We start from the raw sequence: 24,397 nt of genomic DNA, 5'->3' as shown, positions 1-24,397 counted from the left end.
TGTTTCGGGTCTGGGCATGCACCCCGACCAGAGTTGGCGGTCGGCCGGGGGCTTGCCCCCGGAACCGTCCGAATTACCAGGTGATTCGGCATCCGTCCGGGTCCAGGCGCCGTCGTCGCGGGTGCCGGCCCAGGGCTCGTCCGATTGCCAACTAGCACTCTATACACGAGAGTGCTAGCACTCAAGGGCACCCCGTGAAAGTCAGCCGATGCGGCTTTTCACTACGGGCATACCGGGGTCGCTCGGGACGTCCAGCGACGACGGCGGTGCTCCCGCGGCGACGAGTTGCGCGGCGAAAGCGGCGATCATTGCGCCGTTGTCGGTGCAAAGCCGCGGCCTGGGTATCCGGAGTGTCAAGCCCGCGCGGGCGCAACGCTCTTCGGCCAGCTCCCGCAGCCGGGAATTCGCGGCCACTCCCCCAGCGATCAGCAGGGTCGACACCCCCAAATCCGTTGCGGCGCGAACCGCCTTCTTGGTCAGCACATCGGCGACGGACTCCTGGAATCCGGCCGCCACATCGGCGGTCCGGAAATCCGGATGGCTCTCCACATAACGCGCGACGGCGGTCTTGAGCCCGGAGAAGCTGAACGCGTATCGATCGTCGGCGGGGCCCGTCATGCCGCGCGGGAAGACGGGGATCTCCGCGGCCTCGCGATCGCAGGTGCGCGCCAGGTCGTCGAGCACCTTGCCGCCCGGGTAGCCCAGCCCCAGCAGCCGCGCCACCTTGTCGTACGCCTCGCCGGCGGCGTCGTCTACCGTGCTGCCCAGCTCGACGATCGGCTCGCCAAGCGACCGCACATGCAATAGGTGGGTATGGCCTCCCGACACCAACAAGGCCACGCATTCGGGCAACGGCCCGTGGTCGTAGACATCGGCGGCCAGGTGCCCGCCGAGATGGTTCACCGCGTAGAACGGCACTCCCCAAGCGGCCGAATACGCTTTGGCCGCAGCCACTCCCACCAACAGGGCGCCGGCAAGCCCGGGCCCGATCGTGGCGGCGACGATGTCGGGCCGGCTCAGGCCGGCCGCGTGTAGCGCGCGACGCATCGCGGGGCCCAGAGCTTCCAGATGCGCCCGGGAGGCGATCTCGGGCACCACGCCGCCGAACCGGACATGTTCGTCGACGCTGGAGGCCACCTCGTCGGCGAGCAACGTCACGGTGCCGTCGGAGTCCAGCCGTGCGATTCCCACGCCGGTTTCGTCGCACGAGGTCTCGATGGCCAGGATCGTCTTCACTGTGCCTCCCGCCGCATGGTGTAGGCGTCGGCGCCGCTGACCCGGTAGTAGCGCCGGCGCAGGCCGACCTGGTCGAATCCCACACTGTGATACAGGGCGATGGCCGCCGCGTTGTCGGTGCGGACCTCCAGGTAGACGATCCCGCCTTCGGCGAACTCCAGCAGTTCGTCAAGCAGCCGTCGGCCGATGCCCTGTCCTTGGTAGGCCGGGTCCACGCCGATGGTGTGCACTTCGTACTCGAACGGCGGTTTGCGACCTAGCCGCGAGATGCCGGCGTAACCGACCACCCGGCCGTCGGCATTGCGGGCGCAGACGTAGTGGTTGTGGGAGCTGGCCAGCTCGCGGTTGAATGCCGCCGCGGGCCAGGGATCGTCGCCGTCGAACAGCTGGGCTTCGAGCTCGGCGCAGCGGTCTGCGTCGGCGGGCGTGAGTGCGCCGACGGTGACGGGTCCGAGGTGGGCCGTCATGCGCGAGCCGCCAACGGCTTGGCATCCGGTCGGCGCAGATACAACGGCACCAACGGCGCCGGCTCGGCGGCCCAGTCGGCCACCGCGGCCACCAACCCCGCAGGCGTCGGGGCGGTCGGGCCGCACATCGGCAGGTCGAACAGCGCCGCATGCTCGGGCGAGCCGGCCACCGCGCGTGCCGGTCCGGGGTCGACGTCGGCGGGTGCGGCGACCGCGGGTCCGTGGGTCCGGATGCCGTCGCGGTATCGCGCCCAATACACCTCGCGCCGACGCGCGTCGGTGACCACCAACGTGTCCCCGGTGGTTTGCCCGCCGATGGCGTCTAGGCTGCAGACGCCGTGGACCGGGATGTTCAGCGCGTGGCCATAGGCCGCGGCCGTTGCCATGCCGACCCGTAGACCGGTGAACGGGCCGGGACCGCAGCCCACCACCACCGCGTCCAGATCCGCCATCGTGAGCGCCGCATCGGCGAGCGCGGCCAGCACGTTCGGCGTTAGCCGCTCGGCGTGTGCTCGCGGATCGAGCGTGACCCGCTCGGCCAGCACGGCGAGATCTTCGAGCCGTACCAGGCCCGCAGTCACCGCCGCGGTGGCGGTGTCGAGAGCCAGAATCACCGTCACGCGCGGCTCCATTCCCAGGTCGCGATCCGCACGTCGGAATGGCTGACCCGTTCCAGGCGGACGTCGAGGTGCCGATCGGATAGCCGCTCGGCCAGGCCCTCGCCCCACTCCACCACAACGACGGCATCGTCCAGTTCGGTGTCCAGGTCAAGCGAGTCCAGCTCCGCCAGCAGGTCGGCGCCTCCATGATCCAACAGCCGGTAGACGTCGACGTGGATCATCGCCGGATCGCCCGCCCGTCGCGCCGGGTGGACGCGCGCCAGCACGAACGTCGGCGACGTGACCGGCCCGTCGACATCCATGGCGGCGGCAATGCCCTTGGCCAGCACCGTCTTTCCGGCTCCGAGCGGCCCCGAGAGCACCACCACGTCGCCGGCGCGCAGCTGCTCACCCAGCCGGGCACCCAGTGCCATCGTGTCCTCTACACGCTCCAAAGTCGCTGTGCCCGAAAGCCCCTCACGCATGGCGGCGCAAGCATTTCGCGTCGGCTGCACGTCCGCCCCTCCCGCAAGCCAGCCGTCACGCTTACGAGTTTGCTTACTGCTCAACGGGTTTCGGCCTCGCGATAGGTTCTGGTGATGCGCCCGCGAGGACTGGTGACCACTTCGTAGTGGATGGTACCGATCAGATCCGCCCAGTCCTGCGCGGTTTGCTCGCCGGAACTGCCGGGTCCGAACAGGATGGCCTCGTCACCCTCGGCGACATCGACGCGGCCGGGGCCCAGGTCGACGACGAACTGGTCCATGCAGATCCGCCCGACGCCCGGATACCGCCTGCCGTTGATCAGTACCTCCAGTCGCCCGCCCAACGAGCGGAAGACGCCGTCGGCGTAGCCGACGGGCAGCAGCGCCAACGTGGTATCCCGCTGCGCGATCCAGGTGTGCCCATACGACACGCCTTCACCGGCGCTGATCGATTTAAGCAGCGACACAGCGCATTTCACCGTCATCGCCGGAACCAGGCCCATATCGCCGAGCTGCGGCACCGGGCTCAGGCCGTACACCGCAATGCCTGGCCGCACCAGGTCGAAGGCCAGGTCGGGCCGCGACATGGTTGCCGACGAGTTCGACAGATGCGCCACCTCGAACCGCACACCCAGTTCGCGCGCCTGCTCCAGCATCGCGGTAAACCGTTGGGCCTGAACGTCATTGATCGGATTGTCCGGTTGGTCGGCGTAGACCATGTGCGACATCAGCCCGCGCAGCCGGATGGCGTCCTCGGCGACGGCCTGGCGCAACGCGGTCAGCACCGCCGGAAACTGCGCCGGAGTCACGCCGTTGCGGTTCAGTCCGGTGTCGACCTTGACCGTTACCGTCGCGGTCCGGCCGGTCCGGCGCACCGCGTCCAGCAGCTCGTCAAGCTGGCGCACCGACGACACCGCGATCTCCACGTCACCCAGCAGGGCCGGGCCGAAGTCCATGCCCGGCGGATGCAGCCAGGCCAGCACCGGCGCGGTAATGCCGTCGGCCCGTAGCGCCAGCGCCTCGTCGACGGTGGCGACACCGAGCTCGGCCGCACCGGCCGCCAGCGCGGCATGGGCGACCCGGGTCGCGCCATGGCCGTAGCCGTCGGCTTTGACGACCGCCATCAGCCCCGCGCGGCCCGCGTGCTCGGCCAGCACCCGCACGTTGTGCTCGATGGCACCCAGGTCGACGACGGCCTCGGCCAGCAGGCCCGGCGTCAGGGAGATCGGCGTCACGGCGGGCCCCTTCATGGCCGTTATTGTCCCAGAACCGCACAGGTGCCGCGAAAGTGCAGCTACCGACGCAGCTACTCGCAGAATGCGTTGCCGGTGGCACTCTCGCGGCGCAAAACCGAACTAGTGCGCGAAGTGCTGCGCGTCGAAGTGCCCACCGGGCTTCAGCTTGTCCAGGGTGGCCAGCGACTTGACGGCGTCGTCGTGCAGCGCCCGGGCCAGATCGGCGGACAGCCCCTCGCGCACCACGATGCGCAGCACGGATACGTTCGTGGCGTTGTCCGGCATGGTGTACGCGGGCACCTGCCAGCCGAAGGTCCGCAGCTCATGGGAGACGTCGAACTCGGTATAGCCGCGGTCGCCGGCCAGCCGGAACGCGACCACCGGGATCGCCGAGCCGTCGGAGATCAGCTCGCAGTGCTCCCCGGTGCGCAGTTGATCGCCCAGCCACCGCGCGGTCGACGACAGGGTCTGCATCACGTTCGTGTAGCCCTCGCGGCCCAGCCGCAAGAAGTTGTAGTACTGGCCGACGACCTGATTGCCGGGTCGGGAGAAGTTCAGCGTGAAGGTCGGCATGTCGCCGCCCAGATAGTTGACCCGAAAGACCAGCTCGTCGGGCAGGTAGGCGTTGCTGCGCCAGACCACGAACCCGATACCGGGGTAGGTCAGCCCGTACTTGTGGCCGCTGACGTTGATCGACACCACCCGGGGCAGCCGGAAGTCCCACTCCAGATCCGGGTGCAGAAACGGCACCACGAAGCCGCCGCTGGCGGCGTCGACGTGCACGGGAACGTCCACACCGCCGCCGGCGGCCAGCTTGTCCAGCGCGGCGCAGATCTGCGCGATCGGCTCGAGCTCACCGGTGTAGGTGGTGCCCAGGATGGCCACCACGCCGATGGTGTCCTCGTCGACGGCATCGACGACCTGTTCGGGCGTGATGACATAGCGCCCTTCTTCCATCGGCAGATAGCGGGGTTCGACGTCGAAATAGCGGCAGAACTTCTCCCAGACCACCTGCACGTTGGAGCCCATCACCAGGTTGGGCGTGCGGCCTTTCCAGTCTTTCCCGACCTTTTGCCGCCAGCGCCATTTCATCGCCAGGCCGCCCAGCATCACCGCCTCGCTGGAGCCGATGGTGGATACCCCGCAGGCGCTGGACGGGTCCTGGTCGCTGAGGTTTTCGGCGTGGAACAGGTCCGCGACCATGCAGACGCAGCGCTGTTCGATGGCCGCGGTGGCCGGGTATTCGTCCTTGTCGATCATGTTCTTGTCGAAGGTCTCGGCCATCAGTTTCCCGGCCTCGGGATCCATCCAGGTGGTGACGAAGGTGGCCAGGTTCAACCGCGAACTGCCGTCCAGCATCAACTCGTCATGAATAAAGCGGTAGGCCGCCTCCGGATCCATCGACTCGTCGGGCATCCGCAGCGCCGGCACCGGCGCGGTGAACAGCCGACCGGTGTAGGCCGGAGCGATCGAATGCAGGGCCATCGACGGGTGAGTGCGGGACACGGCGGAATCCTTTCGTTGCTGGTGCAGAGCGGCTACAAGGCGGCCAGGGCGGCGCGGATGTGATGCAGGATGCGCGACGCCGACGTGGGCGCGTCGCCGGGTCCCGGGTCGGCGGCAGAGGCCGCCGCGGCTCGGGCGTGCACGAAGGCCGCGGCAGCGGCGGCCTCACCGGCCGGCAGACCCGAGGCCAGCAGGGCGCCGATCATCCCGGACAGCACGTCGCCGGACCCGGCGGTGGCCGCCCAGGATTGGCCCGCCGGATTCAGGTAGACCGGTCCGCCCGGGTCGGCGATGACGGTGACGTTGCCTTTAAGAAGCACCGTCGCGCCGAACGCGTCGGCCAGCTTGCGGCATGCGCCGACGCGATCGTCGCCCGGCGCTGCCCCGGCCAGCCGGGCGAACTCGCCGGCGTGCGGAGTGAGCACCGTCGGGGCGGTGCGGTTTACCACCAGGTCGGGGTGGGCAGAAAGGACGGTCAGCCCGTCGGCGTCGACAATCACCGGCAGGTCGGACTCCAGCGCGAACCACAGCGCGGCCGCCCCGGCGTCGTCGGTGCCCAGCCCCGGCCCGACCACCCAGGCCTGCACCCGCCCCGCCGCCGCCGGCGTGGGCGACGCGATGACCTCGGGCCACTGGGCGAGGACTTCACGGTGCGCGCTGCCCGCGTAGCGGACCATGCCGGAGGTGGCCGCGACCGCAGCACCGGTGCACAGCACCGCAGCGCCCGGATATGTCGACGAGCCGGCCATCACCCCGGTCACGCCCTGGGTGTACTTGTCGTCGTGGGGACCGGGGACCGGCCAGCGCGCGACCACGTCGGCCGCCTGGAAACCCAGCATGTCGGTGTCCGGCAGATCCAGCCCGATATCGATCAGCGTGACGCGGCCGCAGTCGGCCAGCGCGTGTACGGGTTTGAGCCCGCCGAAGGTCACGGTCAGCGCGGCACGCACGGCGGGGCCGGTGATGGCTCCGGTCGACACGTCGACCCCGCTGGGGATGTCGACGGCCACCACCGGGATGCCTTTGGCGGCGACATCGGCGAACACCTCCGCTGCGGCCGGCCTTAACGGACCGGAGCCGGATATTCCTACCACTCCGTCGATGACGAGATCGGTTGTGGCCGAAACACTTTGCACGACGCGACCGCCGGCCTTGGTGAACGCCGCCAGCGCCTTGCGGTGGGTTCGCTCGGGCTTCAGCAACACCGCCTCGGCGGCCGCGCCCCGGCGCCGCAGGAAGGTCGCCGCCCACAGCGCGTCACCCCCGTTGTCGCCCGAGCCCACCACCGCGCACACCCGGCGGCCGCTGACCCCGCCGGTGCGAGCCGTCAACTCGCGGATGATGGCGGTCGCTAGCCCGTAAGCCGCGCGCCGCATCAGCGCCCCGTCGGGCAGGCTGGCCAGCAACGGCGCCTCGGCCTCGCGGATCTGGTCTGCAGAGTAGTAATGCCGCATCAGACCCAGGATTCCATGCTCGCACCGACGCCGGTCATGCCGACTGCTCGCGGGGCTTGGGCCGCCGGAACAGCGATTTCAGGTTCGCCGGGTTCAGCGCTGGGCGTTTGCGTTCGCGGGCCATCGGGTAGAACGCCAGGCCGACGAGGATCGCGGCGAAGTGGCCGATCACGGTGAAGTCCAGCCCGAGGCGGTCCATGGTGATCAGCGGGAAACCAAAGATGATGAACAGCACCGCGAGATAGCCCCAGCGCCAGGGTCGCGCAATGTGATAGGCGAGGACAGTGATCACCCCCACGAGGAAGTAGCTCACGCCGATATCGTGCGCGTGCACATAGCGTTCGGACGCGTCGTGCTTTTCGATCGCCCAGTAGAGCATGCCTTCGCTGATATAGGTGGCCAGGATGTGGGCGCTCAATCCCACAGCCAGCCAACGCACCTGGCCCAGCCAGTGCTCTGCGGGCGCGAGGAACAGCGTGAACAGCAGCAGGTACGGCTCCAAGCTTTTGCCGTCGATCCAGAACAGGCTGGAGAACAGCACGCCAAGCGGATCCGTGGCCAATCCATGGAGATTGGTCGAACGGTGCAGCAGCAACCAGTGCAGCTGCTGGCCGGTAACCAGGTGCTGCCAGACGGTGGTGACCACCAACGCGAGCAGCCAGGTGTATGTGAGCGGGGCGTGGCTGACGAAGCGCCACACTGCCAGGCCGACGTTGCGCAGTCGTGCCGTCAGGGATTCCGCCACGCGTTAACTTTGGCAAACCTACGCATTGCTTGGGGGCGGTTCAGCTCTCGACGGCGCCGCGGCAGGTTCTTCGGGCTGCTCGACCTTGTGCGGCTTCAGGTGTCGCCACCAGCAGGCGACGTACAACAGCATGGAGACCACCAACACCACGAGCACCCAGACGACGAGGGTGATGTCGACCCAGCCGCCGAACGGCGGGGAGCCGGGCAACGCATTTCGCAGCGGTACCACCGCGAACAGCATCGCCGCGTACCACGTCGTCATCGGCGGCTGAAATGGTCGTCGGTCGCGCAGCGTCTGCACCGCGACGAACAGGCCCAGACCGGCAATGGCGACCAGCACCCCGAGGATGACCAGGCCGAACGCCGCCGCACTGAGCGATCGTTGCAAACTCACGCGGTACGGGCCGACCCCGCTGTCTTCGTTGACGAGTACGTGCCAGCCAGGAAGGTCGGCGACGAACGTGACCGGGACGCGCTCGACCACGGCGTCACCGGCGCCATGGTGCAATTCGACCTCGATGGGCCCGGAGCGGTAGCGATCGAAGGGCCAGTCCTCGATCTCACCCGCGATGGTGAGCTGAACGGCGATGACGCCGGGCAGCATGCCCCTCGTCCAGGTGATGCGGGTAGGCATCGCCGCGGATCTGACTCTGAGCGTGACGTCCTGGTTGAGGTGCTGGGTTTGGGGATCCAGCAGGGCGGGTCCGGGCGAGATGGTCAGGTTGGCCGAGACGACCCGGTAGTTGGACTGGATTTCTTCCACCGACAGCCTGGCCGTGCTCCGGTCGCCCGCCGCCGGAGCTTCCGGCGGCTGCCGGAGGGTTCCTCCTTGCGCATATAACACGACAGCCGCGATGTATGCGCCGACGAGCATCGCGATGAGGCTTATGACGCCGAATCTCAAACAGCACCCCCGATACGGCTTCCGCGGCATGTATTCACCGGCCGAATGCGCTTACTGCCCACGAGATTTAGCACAACGAGTGCATGCCCGTCGGCGATATGGCCAAAGCGGCCAAGCTATTCGACGGTGACCGACTTGGCCAGATTCCGCGGCTTGTCCACGTCGTAACCACGGGCCTGGGCCACCGACGCGGCGAACACCTGCAGCGGGATGGTGGACAGTAGCGGCTGCAGAAGTGTTGACACTGAGGGGATTTCGATCAGGTGATCGGCGTAGGGGCGCACGGTGTCGTCGCCCTCCTCGGCGATCACGATAGTTATCGCGCCGCGACTCTGGATTTCGCGGATATTGGACAGCAGCTTGGCGTGCAGGGTGGCCGATCCCTTGGGCGACGGCATGACCACGATGACCGGCAGATCGTCCTCGATCAGCGCGATCGGACCGTGCTTGAGTTCGCCGGCGGCAAACCCCTCGGCATGCATATAGGCCAATTCCTTGAGTTTCAACGCGCCTTCCAGCGCCACCGGGTAGCCGACATGCCGCCCCAGAAACAGCACGGCCGACGAGCGGGCGAACCGGTAGGCCAGGTCGGCCACCGGTTGGACGGACGCGATCACTTGGGCCACCAGGTCGGGCATCGCTTCCAGCTCGCGGTATTCGCGCTCGACCTCGTCGGGGTATTTGGTGCCGCGCGCCTGCGCCAAGGCCAGCCCGAGCAGGTAGTTGGCGGCTATCTGGGCCAGGAAGGTCTTCGTCGAGGCCACCCCGATCTCCGGGCCGGCGCGGGTGTAGAGCACTGCGTCGCACTCGCGGGGGATCTGGCTGCCGTTGGTGTTGCAGATCGCCAGCACCTTGGCTTTTTGCTCCTTGGCGTGCCGGACGGCCTCCAGGGTGTCGGCGGTTTCACCGGACTGCGAAATGGCCACCACCAGCGTGCTGCGGTCCAGCACCGGGTCCCGGTAGCGGAATTCGCTGGCCAGCTCCACTTCGACGGGCAGCCGCGTCCAGTGCTCGATGGCGTATTTCGCGAGCAGGCCGGAATGGTAAGCGGTGCCACAGGCGACCACGAACACCTTGTCGATCTCACGCAGCTCCTGGTCGGACAGCCGCTGTTCGTCCAGCACGATCCGACCCTTGACGAAATGGCCGAGCAGGGTGTCGGCCACGGCGGTGGGTTGTTCGGCGATCTCCTTGAGCATGAAGTACTCGTAGCCGCCCTTCTCGGCGGCGGCCAGGTCCCAGTCGATGTGAAACTCGCGGTACTCGACATCGGGATTGCCGTCGAAGTCGCTGATCCGGTAACCGTCCGCAGTGATCACGACGGCCTGGTCCTGCCCGAGTTCGACGGCGTCGCGGGTGTGTTCGATGAATGCGGCCACGTCGGAGCCGACGAACATCTCGCCGTCGCCGATCCCGATCACCAGCGGGGTCGAGCGGCGGGCGGCGACGATGGTGCCCGGATCGTCGGCGTTGGCGAACACCAGGGTGAAGTGGCCCTCCAGCCGGCGCAACACGGCCAGCACGGAGCCGACGAAGTCCCCGGCCGTCGCGCCGTGGTGGTACTCATGCGCCACCATGTGCACCGCCACCTCGGTATCGGTGTCACTGGCGAACTCCACACCGGCGGCCTCCAGCTCCTGGCGCAGCGCCGCGAAGTTCTCGATGATGCCGTTGTGGACGACGGCGATCTTGCCCGCCGCATCCCGGTGTGGATGAGCGTTGCGGTCGGTCGGGCGGCCGTGGGTGGCCCACCGGGTGTGGCCTAGGCCGGTGGTCTCGGCCGGCTCCGACTGGCTCAAGTGGCCGTCGGCCAGCGCAGCCTCGAGATTGGCCAACCGGCCGGCGCGACGCCGCACGGTGAGTTTGCCGTTTCCGACCAGGGCGATGCCCGACGAGTCGTAGCCGCGGTACTCCATCCGGGCCAGTGCGTCCATCACGACCTGGCAGGCAGGGCGCTGCCCGACATAGCCGACGATTCCGCACATAGCAGACCAGGGTAGCGGCGGTTGCAAGCTCGGCGAAGCCGGGCGCGGCAGACCGCCGCCATCTGGCCGGCGGCGGTTGCAAGCTCGGCGAAGCCGGGCGCGGCAGACCGCCGCCATCTGGCCGGCGGCGGTTGCAAGCTCGGCGAAGCCGGGCGCGGCGCACCATCCCACAGCTAAACACGCCATGCGCCTGCCACGGCGTCGCTGGATTTCAACTCATACGAAATTCCTAAGCAATAAAAGGGCTTCACCTAATGTATCTCCGGCGTTTTCAATGGCGTCATGGGAAGGGCGAAATTCCTATTTAGAATTGAGTCCGTAGTCAAGGCTGGCAACTACCGAGGAAGCATTTGGATATCGAGATCAGTTAACCGCTCACCGCAACGTCACCTGACCTCCTGGCTGGAAGACCACGCCGATGCGCTAGGACGGATTCCTATCGCCGACTCTGTGCGAAGAATTTGGATTCATAATTTCGCAAATGCATACAGCGGGTAACCAGGCAATGTCTGCCGTGGAAATAAACGGTCGCTGTTGCGGATTCAAAATTGTTGATCTAATACGCCATCCGCGCACAATCTTGTAAAGGGAAATCATGACTGCTGTTCTGTACGACGACGCGGTAACCACTGTGCCCATGACCAAGCTCGCCTTGGCGTCGGCGCCGAAGCGGATGCCGCAGCCGCCGTTCGGCGTCGGGGGCGACCCGATGGTGGACGCGGCGGCTCGTCTGCTGAGCATTCCGCTGCGTCACATGTACGCGGTGCTGTGGCGCGTCGGGGTAATCGAGATCACCGGCTAGCCCGGATGCGGGGCCTTCAGCTAACTGGCGCGATTTCGTGTGGGCGGTCGGTATCGTTCTAGGCAACCTCCCGAAAGGCCCGCCGTGTCATACCCGCAGCATCAAGGCGATCTCGGCCCTGGCTACTCCACTCCCCAGCAAACGGACCGGTACTACATCAGGCTGATCAAGCACACCGGCGCGCTGATTCTCTGGCACCAGCACAGCTTTGCCGTCTCCGGCACGCTGCAGGAATGCGAAGCGGCATACCGTTCGGCGCAGATCTACAATCTGACGCTCGGCTGGTGGAGCATGTTCTCCCTGCTGCTGATGAACTGGATCGCGCTGTTTTCCAATATGAGCGCGATCCGGAAGGTGCGGGCGATGGCCAGAGCGGGCGGCCATGTCCAACCACCCGTCACAGCGCCGCCCAGTCAGTTCGGCCCGCCGTCGCCCATGCCTCCGGGCTGGTATGCCAACCCATCTGGCCCGGGGCAGCGCTATTGGGATGGGGCCGGGTGGACCCAGTGGACCAATCCCCCTGGTCACAGCTAACGTCGACGGGTGCCTCGCATCCGCAAGCTTTTCGCCACCATGCGTCGCCGCGGCCCGCATCGGGTTCTGCGCGGTGACCTGGCCTTTGCCGGTCTGCCCGGTGTGGTCTACACCCCCGAAGCCGGGCTGAACCTCCCCGCCATCGCGTTCGGCCATGACTGGCTCACCGGCACCGCCTCCTATGCCGGCTTGCTGGAGCATCTGGCGTCGTGGGGCATCGTGGCGGCCGCGCCCGAGACTCAGCGCGGCCTGGCGCCGTCGGTGCTCAACCTGGCGTTCGATCTGGGCACCGCACTCGACATCGCGGCCGGTGTCCGCTTGGGGCCCGGCAAGATCAGCGTGCATCCGGCCAAGCTCGGCCTGGTGGGTCATGGCTTCGGCGGTTCGGCCGCGGTGTTCGCGGCCGCCGGCATGGCCGGTCAATCCGGGTTGCCGTTAGGCGCAGTAGTGCCGATCTTTCCGACCGTGACCAGTCCCCCGGCGGAGCAGCCGGCCGCCTCCCTGAAGGTTCCCGGTTTGATCTTGACCGCGCCGGGCGATCCGAAATCGTTGAACGCCAATGCCCTTGGCCTTTCCCGGGTGTGGGAGTCGGCCACGCTGCGCATCGTCAGCAAAGCCGAACCGGGTGGGCTGGTCGAGGGCCGCCGGCTGGCATCGGTGCTGGGGCTGCCCGGGTCACACCGCGCCACCCAAAGGTCGGTGCGGGCGCTGCTGACCGGCTACCTGCTGTACACGCTGGGCGGCGACAAGACGTATCGCGACTTCGCCGATCCCGACGTGCAACTGCCCAAGACCACCCCGGTCGACCCGGAGGCCCCGCCCGTCGCCGCTGAAGAGAAGATCGTCGCACTGCTCAAGTGAGCCGTGTAAAGCGCGGCGGGGCGGGGTAACTCGCCACCATGGCGACTGCGCAGAGTCTGTATGGACGTTGGATCGGAGAGCTGTGGGCCGGTCGGCCGATCGCCGGTGAGATCGTCACCGACGATTTCGTAGGCCATTGGCCCGCGCGGGACGTGCACGGACCGGAAGAACTTCAGCAGATCGTCGAAGAGACGCGAAACATGATGGCGGATTTGAACTTTGCCATCGAAATCGGTCCGCTGCGCGACGGGGATTTCGTTGCCGCTCGCTGGGTCGGCAGCGGCCGCGGCCCGGATGGCCCCGTCTCGTTCACCGGCAACGACATCCTGCGGCTGGCCCGGGATGGTCAGCGGTTCGCGGAGTACTGGACGGGTACGTCGACCGGCTGAGAACCGACCGGCGGGGGACGGGTGCGCCGGCTGCACAACCGCAGTGGTAAGCATCGGTGATGCGAATCGGAATCGCCCTGGACTATTCCGGCGGCTTTCACGAAGCGGTAGACAGGGTCGTCGAACTCGAGAAGTCCGGCATCGACATGGCGGTGGTGGCCGAGGCGTATTCCTACGACGCGATCAGCCAGCTCGGGTATCTGGCCGCCAAGACCAGCCGCGTCGAATTGGCGTCGGGGGTTCTTCCGATCTATATCCGCACACCGTCGCTGCTGGCGATGACCGCCGCCGGGTTGGACTACGTGTCCGGTGGTCGGTTCAACCTCGGAATCGGCACATCCGGGCCTCAGGTGATCGAGGGGTTCCACGGGGTGGAGTTCGACGCGCCGTTGGGGCGCACCCGCGAAATTGTCGAGATCTGCCGTCAAGTGTGGCGCCGGGAACGGGTCCAATATGCGGGGAAGCATTATCAGCTGCCATTGCCCGCGGACCGCGGGACGGGTTTGGGCAAGCCGCTTCAGCTGATCAATCACCCTGTGCGCGAACGCATCCCGATATCCATAGCGGCGCTGGGCCCGAAGAATGTCGAGCTCACCGCCGAGATCGCGGAGGGCTGGCAGCCGGCCTTCTTCTATCCGGACAAGGCGCACTTGGTGTGGGGTGCGGCGCTGTCCGCCGGTGCCGCCAAGCGCGATTCCGCGCTGGGGCCGCTCGATGTGATGGTGGGGACGTCATTGGCCATTGGCGACGCCGTCGAGGATCGGCTGGCCGCGATCAAGCCGACGCTGGGCCTCTACATCGGCGGAATGGGCGCCAAGGACCGCAACTTCTACCACAACCTGGCGACTCGCTACGGCTTCGGCGGGGTCGCGGACCGGATCCAGGAGCTATACCTTTCCGGCCGAAAACGGGAGGCGATCGACGCGGTACCCGACGAGTTGGCGCGCGGAATCTCGCTGATCGGTCCGCGCGGCTACATCGCGGAACGGTTGGAAGCCTTCGCGAAGGCGGGTGTCACCACCCTGTTGGTGCGGCCAGTAAGCACCGACCCAGCCGAAGCCGTGGGCTATGTAGAGGAACTGCTGCAGATGCGGTCCGCCTGACGCGTCACCCTGCCTGCGGAAGTTCGTCGGCGGCTATCTCGCAGGGTGTGGACGAGCCGGACGGGCCGGGCGGTGGTCCCTTCGCCTCTGGCCGCGCCCCAGGCGGCGGTGGAACACCGGGTGCCGATGCCGGCGGCGCCGCGGATGGCGCCTCGCCGGCCGGCAGCTGACCGGCCTGCGGCGGTTGGTCCACGGCCAACGGCTCGGCCACCGGCTGGTCTACTGGCGGAGTCCCTTCGGCGGCTGGCGTTTTGGGCTGCGCGGCGTCGTCGGCACCGTCCGGTTGTTCGGCGTCATCGCGCGGGTCTTCCTCGAAGGGATCCTCCTGGTGCAGCGAATCGTCCAGCGCCGACGCGTCGGGGGACTGATCGACCGCCGAACCCAGTAATCCGCCCACCGCCTCGATGATCCGGTCGGCCAGTCCGGCGAGTCCGCCGACCCCACCAAGCCCACCAGATCCGTCAAGGCCGCCAAGCCCGTCAAGGCCGGCGCCGCCAGGCGGGAGCGTGGCCATCCCCTCACGCGGCACGGCTCCCGCCGCCGGCGCTGGTTGCGGGAACTGCGGTGGCGTGGCCACTGGCGTCGCCGGCGCCGCCGGATCCGGCGCTCGGGACGCCAAGGCAGCGACGGGCGCGACCGCCGCGGCGGGCATTGCCGCGGCTTTCAGTTCGGCTGGCGGGAACGCTTGGCCAGCCGGACCGAGGTCGCCGGGAATTTCGAAAGACGCCGCCGGCGCGGCAGCGAACCGATCGGTGACCATGTCGTAGGCCGCCGCCATCCCGGCCTGCGTCGACCGCATCGCGGTCAACGATTCGACGCGAATGTCGCTGTCGACATACGGGATTACCTGCCGGCGAATCACCTCATCGGCCGCCGCGCGATCGCCTGCCCCGGTGCTGACCGCCTCGGCGGCGGCCAACCATTGCGGCCGCTGCGCCTGAGTGCGGTCGTCGATGTCGATAACCGTCGCGACCTTTGCGTCAAGCAGCTGCCATAGGTTGTCGCGCAGCGACTCGCACCGTTGCGCGGCAGCGCGCAGTTCGGCGGCCACCACATTCGCCGCGTCGCAGTGACGCTGCAGAAACCAAATGGCGGAATCGGCTCCCGGTCCCCTCCACGCCGCATCCAATGCGGCGACCTGGGCACGCTGTATCCGCAGCGCTTCGGTGGCCGCGGCCGCGGCCGCGCGCAGTTCGGCGCAGTCGTTGTCCAGCGCGCGAAGGTCTAGTCCGTCCGCGCTGTCGTACCAGTCACTCACCTGATTCGGGTGCGCGGTCAGGTCCGGATGTTGGTAGCCCAGTGATTGGGAGGCCCGCACGTACGCCTGGGTGTGCTCGACGGCAGGCCGGCCCTCGGCCTGGCGGTCGGCGACGTTCAATCGGTCGGCCATGGTCACGCAATCCGCGCCGCTGCATACAGTTCGGCATCGGCGTAGCGCCCGGCACCGGCACGTAGCGCGGCGGCGATTTCGCCGGCCGCCCGCGACCATTGCGCCAGCTCCGCTGCCAGGTGTTGCAGCACGACTCGCAACGCGTCACCGCGGGCGGCATACGCCCGCCCTGCACTATGTCCGCCGAAGGTCAGTCTCGCCAAATGGTCGCCGGCGGCACGGTCGAGCAGCTCCGCGGCCGCCTCGAACTGGTCAGCCACCGCACGTACCGCCGCCACGTCGATACCGGCGTGCCCATAGCTTCTGCTGTCGGATCTCATACCTAATCCGACGCCGGGCACCACGCCCCGGTTCCACGGTTTTCAGCGTTGAGCGCTCACCGCGTCGGCGACCCGCGTGGCCACGCGCCGTGCCACGTCTTCCTCAGCCGCTTCCACCATCACCCGGATCATCGGTTCAGTTCCGGAGGGGCGCAACAGGATTCGCCCGGAGTCGCCCAGTTCGGCCTCGGCTTCCGCGACGGCGGCCCGCACCGGTGGCGCCGCGGCTGCCGAGGCTTTGTCGGCGACCCCCACATTGATCAGCACCTGCGGCAGCGTCTTCATCGCCGACGCGAGTTGGGCCAGCGACGAACCGGTCTGCGCCATGCGCGTCATCAACCGCAGCCCGGTGACGATGCCGTCGCCGGTGGAGCCCAGAGCGGGCATGACGATGTGGCCGGATTGTTCGCCGCCGAGGTTGTAGGCCCCGGCACGCAACTCTTCCAGAACGTAACGGTCGCCCACGGCGGTCGTGCGCACGGTAATGCCGGCCGAACGCATGGCCAGGTGCAGCCCCAGATTGCTCATGACAGTGGTGACGAGGGTGTCGGAAGCCAATTCGCCGGCCTCCCGCATCGCCAGCGCGAGCACCACCATGATGGCGTCGCCGTCGACCAGCTCACCGTTGGCGTCGACGGCCAGGCACCGGTCAGCATCGCCGTCGTGCGCCAGGCCGAGGTCAGCGCGGTGGGCGAGCACCGCTGACCGCAACGAATCCAGGTGCGTGGAGCCACAGGCGTCGTTGATGTTCAGCCCATTGGGGTCGGCGTGAATGGCGATGACCCGGGCACCGGCCGCACGGTAGGCGCGCGGGGCCGCGGACGACGCCGCCCCATGGGCGCAGTCGACCACCACCGTCAGGCCGTCGAGCCGAGCACTCGCCGCCTTGCCCACTTGGCACAGGTAGCGGTCCATCGCGTCGTCGGCATCGATAACACGGCCGATCCCCGCGCCGACCGGACGCAAGCCCGGTCCCGCTGCGACCAGCTCCTCGATCTCGTCTTCGGTGTCGTCGTCCAACTTGTGACCGCCGGGACCGAAAATCTTGATGCCGTTGTCCGGCATCGGATTGTGCGACGCCGAGATCATCACCCCGAAATCGGCGTCATAGGCGCCGGTCAAATAGGCCACCGCGGGAGTGGGAAGCACCCCGACCCGCAGCGCGTCGACCCCCTGGCTGGTGAGGCCCGCGATCACGGCGGCTTCCAGCATCTCGCCGCTGGCCCGCGGATCGCGGCCGATCACAGCCACGCGCCGGCCCGGTTCGCCCGAGCTCGCCAAGCGCCCAGCCGCCGCGGCACCCAGGGCCAGCGCCAGCTCCGCGGTCAACTCGCGATTGGCGACCCCGCGAACACCGTCGGTGCCGAATAGTCGACCCATGCGGACAAACCTCTCACAGTTAGCGGTCGTGCATATACCCACTTTTTGCCGCGAGCCGGCCCGGAAGTACCCGGACACGCCGTCGACGGCGTACAAAATCCCCCTAAAGATGCACGCCCGCAGCCAAAAAGTGACTCAGCGCTTGCTGTACTGCGGTGCCTTACGAGCCTTCTTCAGACCGTATTTCTTGCGCTCGGTGGCGCGCGGATCACGGGTGAGGAAGCCGGCCTTCTTCAGCGCGGGCCGGTCTTCCGGCGACGCCAGGATCAGCGCCCTCGCGATGCCCAGCCGCAGTGCGCCGGCCTGACCCGACGGACCGCCGCCGTGCAGGTGGGCGAAGATGTCGAAGCTTTCCACCCGGTCGACCGTGACCAGTGGTGCCTTGATGAGCTGCTGGTGCACCTTGTTCGGAAAGTAATCTTCCAGGCTGCGCCCGTTGAGGTTGAACTGGCCGGTCCCGGGCACCAACCGCACCCGCACGACTGCTTCCTTGCGCCGGCCGACGGTCTGAATGGGCCGCTCGAACACGAACGATTGGCGGGTCCTGGCCGAAGTCTCGGCCGAAGGTTCCGGCGCTTCCGGCGCGCGGGAAGTTTCCAGACCTGTCTCTGTCACTGCGCCACCTGCTTGATCTCGTACGGAACCGGCTGCTGAGCCGTGTGGGGGTGCTCCGGGCCGGCATAGACGCGAAGCTTGCGCTGGATCTGACGGCTGAGCTTGTTCTTGGGCAACATGCCGACGATCGCCTTCTCCACCACCCGGTCGGGGTGCTTTTCCATTAGGTCGCCGATCGTGCGTTTGTGCAGGCCGCCGGGATAACCCGAGTGGCGGTAAGCCATCTTGTGCTGCAGTTTGTCGCCGCTAATGGCGACCTTTTCGGCGTTGATGACGATGACGAAGTCACCGCCGTCGACGTTGGGCGCGAACGTCGGCTTGTGCTTGCCGCGCAACAGATTGGCTGCCGCGACGGCAAGGCGGCCAAGCACCACGTCCGTGGCGTCGATGACGTACCACGACCTCGTGGTGTCACCCGCCTTGGGCGCGTATGTAGGCACAGCGCTCACCTTTACTTTCTCTCGAGTGGATCCCGGTGCTAGCCGGGTGCCGGTCAGGCGCCAACGCCGGGGTTGGTCTCGGCGACCGACATTGACCCGAGCCCCGCGTACCCGCACGCCAACCGAGCAGCTTACCGAGGCGCATCCCCGCAGGTCAAAATGACTGTGTGGTCCCGGCGGCTCTCCTCCGCCGGGACCACACAGGGCTGTTGGGCACGGCTACGGCCGCGCGATGCGTGGTCGGCCGCTACCGCGCCCAGCTGCTTGCCGCCCGGCGGTCCGCGTCCGCCACGTCCGCGGCGCCGCCGCGTACCGCATTGCCGAGATCGACCAGGATCTCGTTGAGCGCGGTCGCTGCCTGGTGCCACTTGAGCTGCTCGACCTGGTATGCGGCCGCGGCTTCCCTGGTCCACTGCTGCTGCAGCGGCGCTATCTGTGACCGCAACTCGTGCAGCGCGGCATCAAGGCGGGCCGAGGTCTGATGGATTTCCTGGCGAACGGCGTACTCGATTTCGCCGAAGTTATACGACAACACCGGTTCCATAGGTCATCCCTTCGGTCATAGCTTTCCGCCGGATGCGGCGATGTGGTGGGCATGGTGCTGGCCGGCGCCGCGCAGCACGGCTTCGTTGTGCCGAATGGTTTCGGCGATGGTGTGCAGTACGTGATAGAGCCGCGTGGACTCGGCGTTCCACCGATTCACGACATCCTTGAAGCGGGTGGCCGCCGGCCCGCCCCACACCGAGGCCGGTACTGAGCTCATCCTGCCGATGAACGCCTGCAGCATCGCCCTGATTTCCTCGTTGCGGGCGTCGGTCATGGCCGCGACCGACCTCATCAAGTCGAAATCGGCGCTCAGTGTGTTCGCGCCCGCCGGTGTGCTCACGCGGCCCCCTTCCGTTCCGATAACAACTACGACTGCGCCGGCGCCGATCTGGTTCCGTCGACTTACCCGACCGCGTGGGCGGAGCGCACGGCCCGATCGCATACCTCGCGAACGCTGTCGTCGTCACCCGGTCGGCTTTGGCACCCGACACCGATCCGGACGGGGCCGTCCAGCAGCACCGTCCATCGCACGTGGTGTCCGGCACGCACCTCGCGATAGGTGACCGCGGGCCGGCCCGCACTGGAACCCGCCGGGTTGAAGTCGACGAACATGCCGGCGGGTTCGGCATCGATGGCCTCCTTCAGCTGCTCGGCGGCGCGAGTCAGCGTTTCAGCAACGACCGGAGACTGGGTCACGTGCAACGCCACTTCCGGATCCGACGGCGACGTCAGCTGCACCCGCGCCGAACCGGGGCCGCCGAGCACACGCTGAGTGGGCCAGTTCGCCGGAACGGTCAGCGCCACCCGGCCTTCCACCAGATAGGTGGTGGCAGACTGCACCGCGGATACCACGTCATGGCGGCGCGGTGGTTCCGGCGCCACAGCCAGCACCAGCGCGGCGAGGACGGCAGCCGCAGCTCCGACACTCGCCAGAGTTCGTCCGCGTGAGGCTGCCGCCTTGCGCTGCGTCGACGTCGACGTCGGCGTCGGCTCCGGCGAAGGGTTCTCCTCGGCCCGCCGGGACAGTCGAGCCAGCCGAAAGTCGGTAATTTGCAACACGTTTCGGCTGGTATCGCGCACCGCGTCGGCGATCGACACGGCGAGCGCCGCCGCCCCGGTGACGCCGCTGGGCGTATCGATCAACACCACCGGCGACGTGCCTCGCGTCATACCAGCAATCACATCGACGACTGCCGTCGCGACCAGTCGCGGGTCGGACCGCCGTACCGCCTGGATTCCCGCACCGACCACTGCCACCAACCGCTCGCCGATTTCGACGACGACGTTGTCCGCGGCCGGATCCGGCGACGCCCGCCCCAGCAACCACGAGCGTGGTTGCAGCACAACGTCACCGGGGTCTTCGACCGCGGCTCGCGCCGCCGCGCTGACCAGCTCCACCCGCGTCGCCGGCCACCACGACGGGTGCACCACGATCACACCGGCCGAGCTCCCGCAATGCAGCGACCGCAACAGGGACCGCCAGAGCGATTCGACGGCAACGGGACGACCGTCTACCAGCGCCACCGGATCGTCTAGCGCACTCAACGCAGCCGCCGTCATCGCCTTGTCGGCCAGTACCTCTGTGCCACAACATAATCGGCGCACCACCCCAGGCCCCGCTTCGATCACCGCGCGGTGCGGGCTCATGGTGGCGGACTCCACGCCACCTGCACCAACCGTTCGTCACCGGCGCCGACCATCAGGACACCACGGCCCGGCGGCAGCGGTTCCGGACGGCTGGACCCCAACAGGGGGCCGTCGTCCGGGTTTCCGCTCATCACCAATCCCATGCAGCCCAGGTCCCGCAATCCTGCCAGCAGCGGCTCGAACATGGCGCGCGCCGCTCCGCCACTGCGCCGGGCGACGATCAGATGCAAACCGAGATCGGCTGCGAACGGCAAGTATTCGAGCAGCGTCAGCAACGGGTTGCCCGCCGTCGCGACCAGATCGTAGTCGTCGGCGATGAGGTAGATGTCCGGGCCGGACCACCAAGACCTGGCCAGCAGTTGAGCATGGCTCAGGTCCGGCGGCGGCATCCGCGCCCTCAGCGATTCGACCAGACCGGGCATTAGCGCCTGCAGGGCCGCCGGCGACATGGCATGTCCGCCAACATGTTCCGAGCCGGTGGCGCCGAGCAGGGTGCGCCGGTAATCGACGATCAGCAGTTGCGCCTCTGCGGCGGGCTTGGTGCGAACGATCTCGCGGCACAGCATCCGCAGCGTGGCGGTCTTCCCACAATCGTTGTCCCCGAGGATCAACAGATGCGGACTTCGTTCGAAATCCAATGCGACCGGCTGCAAGCGGGTCTCCTCGATGCCGAGCAGGATGCCTGGGCTGAGGCCGTCGCTGGTCACCAGGTCCTCGTACTCCACCAGTGCCGGCAGTAGCGGTATTGGGGGCGCCACCAATCCGTCGGCGCGTCGCACTTCGACCTTGTCGCCGGGCAGCGCGATCAGCATGTGCAGGCCGCCGTGGGAAAGGCCGCGGCCGGGACGGCCCAACGGCACCTGCTGCGCTCGCTTGCGGTCCACGTCGGAGTCGGCGGGATCGCCCAGCCGCAGCTCGATACGGGTCCCGAGCTGATCCTTCAACGACGGCCTGATCTCGGCCCACCGCGACGCCGACACCACCACATGCACACCGAACGAAAGGCCTTGAGCGGCAAGGGCGGTGATTGACTCTTCGAGTTCCTCGAACTCACGGCACAGGGCGGCCCACCCGTCGACAACCAAGAACACGTGACCCCATCGGTCCGCGCCGTGCTCGCGCAAACGCAGCTCCCGCGAGCGAAGCACCGAGTGCAGCTCGGCGACCATCCGCAGGGCCAGCCGGGGTTCGGCTCTACCGGCGACATCGCCCACCTGCGGCAAGGTGCGCAATGAGGCCAGCGTCCCGCCGCCGAAGTCCAGGCAATAGAACTGCACCTGACTCGCCTCGTGAGTGGCGGCGAGCGCCGTGATCATCGTACGAAACGCTGTCGACTTGCCCGACCGGGGTGCGCCGACGACCGCGACATTGCCTGCGGCGCCGGACAAATCGATCATCAGCGGGGTCCGGCGTTGCTCGAATGGACGGTCGACGACACCGATCGGGACCCGAAGTACGTCCAACTGGGTGCCTGCGTCGGATAGCACGGCGTCCAGGTCCACGGCCGTATCCAACGGCGGCAGCCACACCCGGTGCGCCGGCGGCCCGTGTCCGGACATCCGGTTCACCACGCTCTGCAACACGGTCGGTGCCGGCCCGAGGTGCGACACCACCCCACCGGCCACACCGACCGGCCCGCTGGCGGCTGCGGTGAACAACTGCACCGATGACGATTCCGCGGGCACCGGCGCGCTCTGCGTCTGAAGGGCCCCCGAGACGAACGCGGTTTGGAAGCGGATCAGCTCGCCGCTAGACCGCCGCAGCAGGCCCGCGCCAGGGGTATTGGGCAGCTGATGCGCATCCAGGGTTCCCAGCACGGCCCGTGATTCGCCGGCGGAGAGTGTCTTGAGGCACAGCCGATACGACAGGTGCGCCTCCAGCCCGCGCAACCGGCCCTCGTCGAGACGCTGGCTCGCCAGCAGCAGATGCATGCCGAGCGAGCGGCCTAGTCGGCCGATGGCCACGAACATATCGGCGAAATCGGGATGCTGGCTGAGCAGTTCGGAAAACTCGTCGACCACGATGAACAGCGCAGGCAGTGGCGTCAGCCGAGCCCCGGCGTGGCGCGCCTCCTCGTACGCCGCCACGCTGACGAAGTTGCCCGCCGCGCGGAGCAGCTGCTGGCGCCGGTTCATCTCGCCGGCCAGTGCGTCGCGCATCCGCGCCACGAGGTGAGCTTCGTCGGCTAGGTTGGTGATCACCGCGGCAACGTGTGGCGCCGCGGCGAAGTCGAGAAACGTTGCGCCACCTTTGAAGTCGATCAGCAGCAAGTTGAGTACCGCCGGTGAGTTGCGCGCCATCATGCCCAGGGCGACGGTGCGCAGTAGCTCAGACTTGCCCGACCCGGTGGCACCTATGCAGAGTCCGTGCGGGCCCATCCCGTTCTCGGCGGGCTCCTTGATGTCCAGCTCTACCGGCAACCCGTCCGCACTGGTTCCGATCGGGACGCACAGTCGATCACGACGATTCTGGTTGCGCCACAACAGCGTCGGGTCGAATGAGTCGACATCGCCGATGCCCACCACGTCGAGCCATCCAAAGCTCCCGTCACGGCAGGATGAATCTCCTGCTCGGTAGGCCGCGAGCCGACGGGCGCATATCACCGCGTCAATCGGCGTCATCTGGTCGGGACGGGTCAACGCTTCGGACTGGCCGCCGTGCCGGATCGTCAACGGCACCCCGGCATCGGCGGCGCCCGTCGCGATGATTCTCATGCCCTGGCGCTGAGCACCGAGCTCCGGCTCATCGAAGTCGCAGACCACCAGCACATGTCGCGGTTCCGCATTTCCGTTGAGCGCTGCCTGGGCCTCCGCCAACGTGAAGTACACCATCCGCGCTGACCCGAGGGCGTCGCCGGCGAGCGGATGTTGATTGTGCGGCAACCACTTCAGCCACTCCCAATCGTCATGTCCACGTTCGCCAATGACCCCGACGATCCGCAATTGGTCCGGTCCATGCAGCACCGCCAGTTGGCACACCATGGCACGTATCAGCGCCCTTACCGCCGTCGGCTCGCCGTCGATGACCACAGGTTCATCGACCGGCAATGCGATCGCGATGGGTAGGTCAGGCACGGTGGAATGTGCGCGCAGGAACCGGTGCAACGCGGCGGCAGTTGCCGGATCAGACCGCTGCCCAGCCCTTAGCTCCGGGGCAACCAATCGGCTGGCGAGTGGCCGCTCTCCCACCCCCACCCGGACCAGACAGAAGTCGGAGTCGCCGGCTCGCCGCTCCCACATCCGCGGTCCCCCGACCAGCGTCCACAACGCATCTGGATCTGGATGATCCCGATATTGCGAAGACCGTTGCGCTGCAGCGGTTTCAGTCACGCTACGATGTAAGCCGCTCAGGTAACCGAGGTAGTCGACGCGGTCGGCCTCGATTTGCGCTCCTCGCCCGCGGCCACGTCCGGTCACCGCCGTTAGCACCACCGAGATCAGCATCATCACCGGCAGGGCCACGAATGTGGGGTTGCGGGTGACGGCCGACCCTGAGAAGAAGGCTGTCGCCATCACACCAAGGCTCGCCACGGACATCAGCGCCGGCAGCAGGCGCACCAGCAGGCCCGACGATGCCGTGCGCGCGACCTCAGGCGGCGCGGCAACCGGAATCTCGACTGCGTCGGCCGTAGCGGGCAGGCGCCGCGCCGCAGGCGCGAAACTCTGTGTCATAGCGGCCCTTTCCTGACAGCGTGGTGACGCTAGGTGGCACCGCGACCGGGCGCAAGTCACCTGTGGATGGACGGACACCGC

General features: G+C 67.7%; 24 protein-coding genes. 5 read left to right on the top strand and 19 right to left on the bottom strand.

The annotated features are described in order from the left end of the window. Positions 1-201: 201 nt before the first annotated feature. The 10 genes from tsaD to glmS form a co-directional block, all read right to left on the bottom strand. Positions 202-1,236, bottom strand: a complete 1,035-nt coding sequence (gene tsaD / locus AC5Y2L_RS08300; RefSeq protein ID WP_499933691.1) for a tRNA (adenosine(37)-N6)-threonylcarbamoyltransferase complex transferase subunit TsaD — start codon at positions 1,234-1,236, stop codon at positions 202-204. Next, positions 1,233-1,703, bottom strand: a complete 471-nt coding sequence (gene rimI, locus AC5Y2L_RS08295; RefSeq protein ID WP_499933692.1) for a ribosomal protein S18-alanine N-acetyltransferase — start codon at positions 1,701-1,703, stop codon at positions 1,233-1,235. The genes tsaD and rimI overlap by 4 nt, the downstream gene beginning before the upstream one ends. Beyond that, the gene (tsaB, locus tag AC5Y2L_RS08290; protein WP_499933694.1) at positions 1,700-2,323 is read right to left on the bottom strand and encodes a tRNA (adenosine(37)-N6)-threonylcarbamoyltransferase complex dimerization subunit type 1 TsaB; all 624 of its coding nucleotides are present in this window, start codon (positions 2,321-2,323) and stop codon (positions 1,700-1,702) included. Before tsaB ends, rimI begins: the two co-directional genes overlap by 4 nt. Next, a complete protein-coding gene (gene tsaE, locus AC5Y2L_RS08285) occupies positions 2,320-2,787 on the bottom strand; it encodes a tRNA (adenosine(37)-N6)-threonylcarbamoyltransferase complex ATPase subunit type 1 TsaE (protein WP_499933907.1) in 468 nt (155 codons plus the stop codon). Before tsaE ends, tsaB begins: the two co-directional genes overlap by 4 nt. A gap of 80 nt (positions 2,788-2,867) precedes the next feature. After that, positions 2,868-4,037: an alanine racemase gene (alr, locus tag AC5Y2L_RS08280; protein ID WP_499933696.1), complete on the bottom strand. Its 1,170-nt coding sequence runs from the start codon at positions 4,035-4,037 to the stop codon at positions 2,868-2,870. A 105-nt stretch (positions 4,038-4,142) separates the two neighbouring features. Beyond that, positions 4,143-5,528: a glutamate decarboxylase gene (gene gad / locus AC5Y2L_RS08275; protein ID WP_499933697.1), complete on the bottom strand. Its 1,386-nt coding sequence runs from the start codon at positions 5,526-5,528 to the stop codon at positions 4,143-4,145. Between the two features lie 32 nt (positions 5,529-5,560). Then, positions 5,561-6,982, bottom strand: coding sequence for an NAD(P)H-hydrate dehydratase (locus AC5Y2L_RS08270; protein WP_499933699.1), 1,422 nt, complete (start codon positions 6,980-6,982; stop codon positions 5,561-5,563). 34 nt (positions 6,983-7,016) lie between these two features. Continuing rightward, positions 7,017-7,703: a rhomboid-like protein gene (locus AC5Y2L_RS08265; protein ID WP_499933909.1), complete on the bottom strand. Its 687-nt coding sequence runs from the start codon at positions 7,701-7,703 to the stop codon at positions 7,017-7,019. Between the two features lie 42 nt (positions 7,704-7,745). Then, positions 7,746-8,603, bottom strand: a complete 858-nt coding sequence (locus tag AC5Y2L_RS08260; protein ID WP_499933700.1) for a DUF4436 domain-containing protein — start codon at positions 8,601-8,603, stop codon at positions 7,746-7,748. 146 nt (positions 8,604-8,749) lie between these two features. Next, positions 8,750-10,618, bottom strand: coding sequence for a glutamine--fructose-6-phosphate transaminase (isomerizing) (gene glmS / locus AC5Y2L_RS08255; RefSeq protein ID WP_499933702.1), 1,869 nt, complete (start codon positions 10,616-10,618; stop codon positions 8,750-8,752). Between the two features lie 595 nt (positions 10,619-11,213). Between glmS and AC5Y2L_RS08250 the strand changes: the two genes are divergently transcribed. The 5 genes from AC5Y2L_RS08250 to AC5Y2L_RS08230 all read left to right on the top strand — a co-directional run bounded on the left by AC5Y2L_RS08250 (position 11,214) and on the right by AC5Y2L_RS08230 (position 14,307). Beyond that, positions 11,214-11,420 (top strand): Rv1535 family protein, encoded by a 207-nt coding sequence (locus AC5Y2L_RS08250; RefSeq protein WP_499933704.1) that lies wholly within the window; start codon positions 11,214-11,216, stop codon positions 11,418-11,420. Positions 11,421-11,504: 84 nt separating this feature from the next. Continuing rightward, positions 11,505-11,954: a DUF2510 domain-containing protein gene (locus AC5Y2L_RS08245; protein ID WP_499933706.1), complete on the top strand. Its 450-nt coding sequence runs from the start codon at positions 11,505-11,507 to the stop codon at positions 11,952-11,954. 9 nt (positions 11,955-11,963) lie between these two features. Then, positions 11,964-12,815 carry a dienelactone hydrolase family protein gene (locus AC5Y2L_RS08240; RefSeq protein WP_499933707.1) on the top strand — a complete coding sequence of 284 codons (852 nt, stop codon included), beginning with the start codon at positions 11,964-11,966 and terminating at the stop codon, positions 12,813-12,815. Between the two features lie 38 nt (positions 12,816-12,853). Next, entirely contained in the window at positions 12,854-13,204 is a 351-nt protein-coding gene (locus AC5Y2L_RS08235) for a nuclear transport factor 2 family protein (protein WP_499933709.1), read from the top strand. A 59-nt stretch (positions 13,205-13,263) separates the two neighbouring features. Next, complete coding sequence (locus AC5Y2L_RS08230; protein ID WP_499933711.1) at positions 13,264-14,307, top strand: LLM class F420-dependent oxidoreductase; 1,044 nt, start codon at positions 13,264-13,266, stop codon at positions 14,305-14,307. A 4-nt stretch (positions 14,308-14,311) separates the two neighbouring features. On the opposite strand, the gene AC5Y2L_RS08225 is transcribed toward AC5Y2L_RS08230, so the two are convergent. The 9 genes from AC5Y2L_RS08225 to eccCa all read right to left on the bottom strand — a co-directional run bounded on the left by AC5Y2L_RS08225 (position 14,312) and on the right by eccCa (position 24,316). Beyond that, complete coding sequence (locus AC5Y2L_RS08225; protein ID WP_499933713.1) at positions 14,312-15,697, bottom strand: hypothetical protein; 1,386 nt, start codon at positions 15,695-15,697, stop codon at positions 14,312-14,314. Positions 15,698-15,699: 2 nt separating this feature from the next. Further along, complete coding sequence (locus AC5Y2L_RS08220; RefSeq protein ID WP_499933715.1) at positions 15,700-16,017, bottom strand: type VII secretion target; 318 nt, start codon at positions 16,015-16,017, stop codon at positions 15,700-15,702. A gap of 42 nt (positions 16,018-16,059) precedes the next feature. After that, on the bottom strand, positions 16,060-17,397 hold the full coding sequence (gene glmM, locus AC5Y2L_RS08215; RefSeq protein WP_499933716.1) for a phosphoglucosamine mutase: 1,338 nt from the start codon (positions 17,395-17,397) through the stop codon (positions 16,060-16,062). A gap of 135 nt (positions 17,398-17,532) precedes the next feature. Next, positions 17,533-17,997: a 30S ribosomal protein S9 gene (rpsI, locus tag AC5Y2L_RS08210; RefSeq protein WP_499933910.1), complete on the bottom strand. Its 465-nt coding sequence runs from the start codon at positions 17,995-17,997 to the stop codon at positions 17,533-17,535. Between the two features lie 11 nt (positions 17,998-18,008). After that, entirely contained in the window at positions 18,009-18,452 is a 444-nt protein-coding gene (rplM, locus tag AC5Y2L_RS08205) for a 50S ribosomal protein L13 (RefSeq protein WP_499933717.1), read from the bottom strand. A 247-nt stretch (positions 18,453-18,699) separates the two neighbouring features. Further along, positions 18,700-18,996, bottom strand: a complete 297-nt coding sequence (locus tag AC5Y2L_RS08200; RefSeq protein ID WP_499933719.1) for a WXG100 family type VII secretion target — start codon at positions 18,994-18,996, stop codon at positions 18,700-18,702. A 15-nt stretch (positions 18,997-19,011) separates the two neighbouring features. Further along, entirely contained in the window at positions 19,012-19,338 is a 327-nt protein-coding gene (locus AC5Y2L_RS08195; RefSeq protein WP_499933721.1) for a WXG100 family type VII secretion target, read from the bottom strand. Between the two features lie 62 nt (positions 19,339-19,400). Beyond that, positions 19,401-20,645 carry a type VII secretion-associated protein gene (locus AC5Y2L_RS08190; RefSeq protein WP_499933723.1) on the bottom strand — a complete coding sequence of 415 codons (1,245 nt, stop codon included), beginning with the start codon at positions 20,643-20,645 and terminating at the stop codon, positions 19,401-19,403. Continuing rightward, a complete protein-coding gene (gene eccCa, locus AC5Y2L_RS08185; RefSeq protein WP_499933725.1) occupies positions 20,642-24,316 on the bottom strand; it encodes a type VII secretion protein EccCa in 3,675 nt (1,224 codons plus the stop codon). The genes AC5Y2L_RS08190 and eccCa overlap by 4 nt, the downstream gene beginning before the upstream one ends. Positions 24,317-24,397: the final 81 nt, after the last annotated feature.

This window comes from Mycobacterium sp. NGS66 (genome assembly GCF_059812225.1).
The sequence above is the reverse complement of the archived record's forward strand: the minus strand, read 5'-3'. Positions and strand labels throughout refer to the sequence as shown.